Source organism: Chryseobacterium sp. TB1-D10, from assembly GCF_059803555.1.
Window position 1 is genome coordinate 1 of record NZ_JAPFHB010000022.1, and the last position, 5,215, is coordinate 5,215.

4 protein-coding genes are annotated in these 5,215 nt (G+C 36.9%); all 4 read right to left on the reverse strand.

Translation table 11 applies throughout. The features are described from left to right. Window positions 1-211: 211 nt before the first annotated feature. On the reverse strand, window positions 212-1,558 hold the full coding sequence (locus tag OPU68_RS18055) for a DUF6443 domain-containing protein (RefSeq protein ID WP_498475304.1): 1,347 nt from the start codon (window positions 1,556-1,558) through the stop codon (window positions 212-214). Between the two features lie 11 nt (window positions 1,559-1,569). Then, the gene (locus OPU68_RS18060; protein WP_498475305.1) at window positions 1,570-3,063 is read right to left on the reverse strand and encodes a hypothetical protein; all 1,494 of its coding nucleotides are present in this window, start codon (window positions 3,061-3,063) and stop codon (window positions 1,570-1,572) included. A 14-nt stretch (window positions 3,064-3,077) separates the two neighbouring features. Next, on the reverse strand, window positions 3,078-4,358 hold the full coding sequence (locus OPU68_RS18065; protein WP_498475306.1) for a hypothetical protein: 1,281 nt from the start codon (window positions 4,356-4,358) through the stop codon (window positions 3,078-3,080). A 133-nt stretch (window positions 4,359-4,491) separates the two neighbouring features. Further along, window positions 4,492-5,215 (reverse strand): T9SS type A sorting domain-containing protein (locus OPU68_RS18070; RefSeq protein ID WP_498475307.1); only part of this gene is annotated, 724 nt, incomplete at its 5' end.

Below are 5,215 nucleotides of genomic sequence, written 5' to 3' on the forward strand. Positions count from 1 at the left end.
ATTGTTTTCTGGGGAACGCCAGTAAAATCCAAAGTGCTTTCGGTTTTGGTAAAGCCGCCCAGATGGTTGTAGCTGTAGGTGCCGATGGGTCTGGCTTTCCTGTCATAAAAGGTGTAGCTCTTCGTCCATTTGTCATCCTCAATATTCTTTACAAAAGAAGCAGTGGGCAAAGATTTGGTGGATTGGGTGACGCCTTGCGGGAAAGTGTCTTTCAGGATGGGAACGCCCAGGATAGCATCGCCTGTCGGGAAGACAGTACCGGAAGGATACTTATCATAATAGTTGACAGAAAGAAGCTGGTTGATATACGTTGGGAAGGCATTGGAATTGGTGTATTCAACTGCCAGTCCTGGGTAAAGGTTCCGCTTCCTTCCACATTATTTGGAAAGGTGTTCTCTATCCAGGTCTGGATCTGTTCCCTTGATCCCGGGTCGGATGTGATCCCGGTATAGATCACCCTGCCAAATTTATCATACTTGGTAAAAAGCCATCGTTTGTCCGGACGCATATTCTCGTCCTGTGTCAGCACTAGGCGGTCTGCTTTGTCATAAACCATATATTCCCAGCCTTTTCCGGGCAGTTTCTTCTCCACAAGGCGGTTTTTGCCGTCGTATCTGTACTGGTAGCAGAGATCTGTGATGAGAGGTTTGGTGGCGGCATCCAGCACACTTACCCCGCCTGCCGGAATCAACTGATCGATCTTTTTAGAAGCTTCCGGAGATATCACGAAGGCTAAATTATTGAACTCATTGTAGATATAATAGGTGTCGGCATATACATTGCCGGTCACTTCTTTTCTTACAAGCAGCGTTTGTCCTTCTCCATTTTTGAATTCTATCGTTTTGTTGCCATCTTCATCGGTAATGAGATTCTTATAAAGTTGGTTGTCTCCAAAATATTTAGAGGTTTCCAGCCTGAGGTCATTGTTGTTCTGGTCCGGCCAGTGGACATTGCTCCAAAAACGCATGACTTTGTCTGCGCTTGTACTGGCAAGATAATCAAATTTTACAGGTTTGCTGCTCCACGCATTTCCCACTTGCACTTGTTGCTGAACTCTGTCCAATGGCGAATTTTCCAATAGTTTTTTAGAATAAAATGTAGTCTCGGAAGGGTGCAAAATGGGATATACTGGATTGGAAACCGGAGGGTCGGACTGCGGATTCTGCTGATAGATTGCGCCGTTGGAACTTCCGGATTGTGGCAGAGGAAGATAATCCTTGGTCTGTCTTCCGAACTCATCATATATAATCGGGGTTACAATATCATTTCCCAATGGTGAGGCTTTGACATTCACAACCTGTTTTGGTCTGCCCAGTCCGTCGAAATACTGAATAGTTTCTGAAACTGGTTTCTGAACCGGATCTCCCGGTTTGGAGAGGTAGGTTTTGGTGTAGATATAGTTCTCCGTAGAACTCGGAACTGTCTGGGAATAGGTGTTTACTGCTACAAACAGTAAAACGAGGGCTAATATTTGTTTTTTACAAACCCTACTTATAAAGTCTTTTGGGTGTTTGTGAAATAAGTTCACCGACTGAAAGGAGATAATCTTCGATTTCATTGTTTGTGTTTTTATGGTTTGTACTTGTATTCGTAGGATTTCAGGATATTTCCGTTGATGTCCCTTATTTCTTGTAGCCTGTTGGCGGTGTCATAGATATAGACCTCACGGATTCCCGATGGTGGCGTAATGGACGTAACCCCAATTAATGGATTGTAAGTATAAGTTGTAATCTGATAACCCGGAAGGGCAGTTCTAAAACTGTCCAAAGCAATAATCAAAGCACCTTCTTTTGTTGGATCAGACGCATCCGCATCGGAAGCTGTGACGATTGCTGTTGCCAAATTGGAAACCTGCGCATACGTTGCACCTTCTATCTTGGCGATTGGCTGGGTTTGGTTGTACCCCCAGATGATGGCTGTTGATACATTAGCCTTGTCTTTATATTCAATCAGATTACCATTAGCCGCATATTTTAGATCAATTTCTTTTGTGTTATTTTCGCTTTTTAAATCATATTTCAATACTGAACTTGGAAGCAGGTTTGTTGCTGAGCTGTAGACAGTTTCAGTTTTGGAGATTCTGTCTCCGTTATTTTTGATTTCCGTAATTAGGGGGATACTTATCATATTAGCAGCTATCAAAGATTGAAAATCAGTTTGAGAATTATTTGCAACAGTGAAATCTGTAGCATATTTATATGTTTTTTCCATTACAGAGCCATCTGCATATTTTGTTTTCTCATTCTTTATATAATTATTTTGATTATATTCAATCGTATCTTCTTGTACTAATGAGGCTATCTGTCCGCCAGGAAATTGTTCACTTTTAATATAATTATTTAATGATATTCCCACCACATCATTTAAAACTCCAAAATCACCCCAGAGTCTTTCTTTATCATCTGGTTGTAAACAATCATATGCAAAACAGGTATTAAAAACACTTTGCTTATAGGGCTGTTTTCTCATTCTGATGATATTTGCTCCTACGTTAATTTCGTTTTCTTTGATTAAATAATCAAAATTAGTTTTTGATAGATTATTCCCTGCTTCATTTTTTATCGTTTTATAGACATTTTGTCCCCTTAGATAATCATAATTAATATTTTTAGTAAAAGTTGGGCCTATTATAGAATAGTTATCATTGGGAAAGTCCTTAGGAGATCGCATTTTGTATTCTGTTTTTCCATTACCGGTTTCATAAACGGTTACATACTCGTAGCCAACATCTCCTCCTTTAGTTTTATCAGAAGGAATTAGATTTTTATTTGAATTTGTTCTTATGTAGCCATCACTAAATGTATATATTGGTTCTGGATAAACTAAACTTCCACTGCTCAGGTTGCTTGACGGAATATTATAATTGAAATTAAATTTTTTCGCAAAAGGCGTATTTACATTAGGATTTTCAGAATCATAGTGTGTAATAGATTTGATTCTTATACCTCCGCCTCTCAGATTGATGTTGCTGCTGGAATCGATACCTGTTGTAGAATCGGGAAATGTAGTATATAAATTAGGTTCAAATTGATATAATATAGATCCTTTGGTAGGCAATATCATTTTATTCAGGATATTTACATCAATACACTCTGTATTGACACATTTTGTAAATTCCCAGGGATCTTTTGATAAAGTTTCATTGGATTCCTTATAAAAGAATTTATAGTTGAATAGAATAAAATTGTTTCTATCCTGTTTTTCAATTTTTCCAGTTTCAGCCTTTTTTCAGATGTATTGAACTGAAAATAATTGTATATAAAATTAAATTTCTCTATCTCCGTATCATCAATTTTCGTAAGTATTATGGAATTTATTTTTTCTGGTTTATAATTATTAGCAGTAAAATAATTAGTATCTAGTCTGTTATTATCATAGGAAAATTTGATTTTTGCTTTATTTTTAATTTCTATATAATCAAGAGTTCTGTTTTTGAATATGGTCTCTATTGTTGTTGACTCGTGAGCTAATGGATAAGGATCGGGATCAGTAGGTAATGGTATTGTAGGCTGGTATTCAAAACTTCGATTTTTTATAACAGGATAATCCTGAATTAAAATTGTAGAAGCATTATTGTAATAAAATTCTGCCAGGAGATTATTATTTTGATCTTTTATACTGCTTATTTTAAAGCTTGAAGCACATGCGCCTAGCTTAGTTATCGGATTGGAACCAGGGTCAATTGTAGGGAAAAAGCGAGTTCCTGTTAATATATTTTTTCTTTCAGCATATTCTACAATATCAAAATTATATTGATTTCCATTATCATCTATAATTTTAAAACTTTCTGGAGCATAGGTAGCAGCATTATGTTGGCTAATTATTTTCAAATTATTTTCATCAAGTTTTTTGACTTCAAAAGTTCCATTTGCCTTTTTTTTAATAATAAATCGCCCACTGTAACCCATTACGTCATATTGGTAAAGATCATACTCCAGATCAAACCTATTAAATAAAGCACCCTCAAATAGGAATCTTTTCCGTTCAACCTCAGTATAATTAATTATACCTTCATTGAGATAATCTAGTATATGTCTTGTTTTATTTGGGAATATTTCATTGTTTTGGTCGTGATATATTCCCACTTGAGATGAAAAACTAGGCATTGGAATGTGATCCTGATCAATAATTAATTCATCTGGAACACCTCTTACAGTTCTGGTTATCGTGCCGGCAGAAGTAATGCTCCATCCCAATCCAACTTCCGAAGCCTTATCTTCTATTTTTGCGTTGTTTGGATGGTATTTCAATTCAACTGAAATATTTAAATTTTTATATGACGTCCCAATATTGTATAATGGAACAGAAATATCAGGAATACCTGTATAATAACTCACAGGAACTTCTTCAAATTTCATTAAGTTGCTCGATGAAGGGGAAGAGGGAAAAACTTTATTATGCAAATCCATAGTGCCTTGGTAATTGGTTTGCGAATTTATTTTGATAATTATAGACAAGGCAATTAATAATTGTATTTTTCTCATAATGTTTTTATTCTTTCACGATTTTAGCAGTTAGTTTTTTGTTTTGTTGGGTAGGGATATTCGCTTTGATGATGTAAACCCCTTGCGGAAGTTTAGCAGTATTAATTTTTGTGATTTTGTTGTTGGTTTTCAAGGTGTGGAGTTGTTTCCCCGCCATATCATAAACATAGATATCCGCCACATCGAAGTCCAATCCTATCTCCACATAAGCATATTCCCCAACAGGATTCGGGTAGATGCGGATGTCCTTATTCTCTACCAAATCATCCAGCTGCTTGTCACCCAGCTTTATAATTTTCCAGTTTTCTTCGCCCAATTGGTCGGCAGTCGTCCCTGCCAGAAGATAACTCCCATCACTTTGCAGCTTTGCAGAAACCAATCGTTCCTGATTCTTTTTTTCCTTCCCTTCCACATATTTTCGCCATTCTTCTTTACCAGTATTGTCAATATACAGCATCCAGAATTTCTCATCATCTTTCCTCACTTTTCCCTCAGCTTGGGTATAGCCTCCAAGCAAAAATCCTCGGTCTTCACTGTAATTATCTTTGTTGGTTTTCCGGATCACATCCAGACTCATCGCAACATCTCTGTTCCCAAAATTGTAGCTTTTCTGCCAGATTTCATTCCCGGATTTGTCTAAATTTAGAACCCAGATGTCCGTTCCATCCTTTACATTTTCTTTTTTGTTTCCTGAAGAATTGCTTCTGCTTTCGCCTGATACCAGATATCCA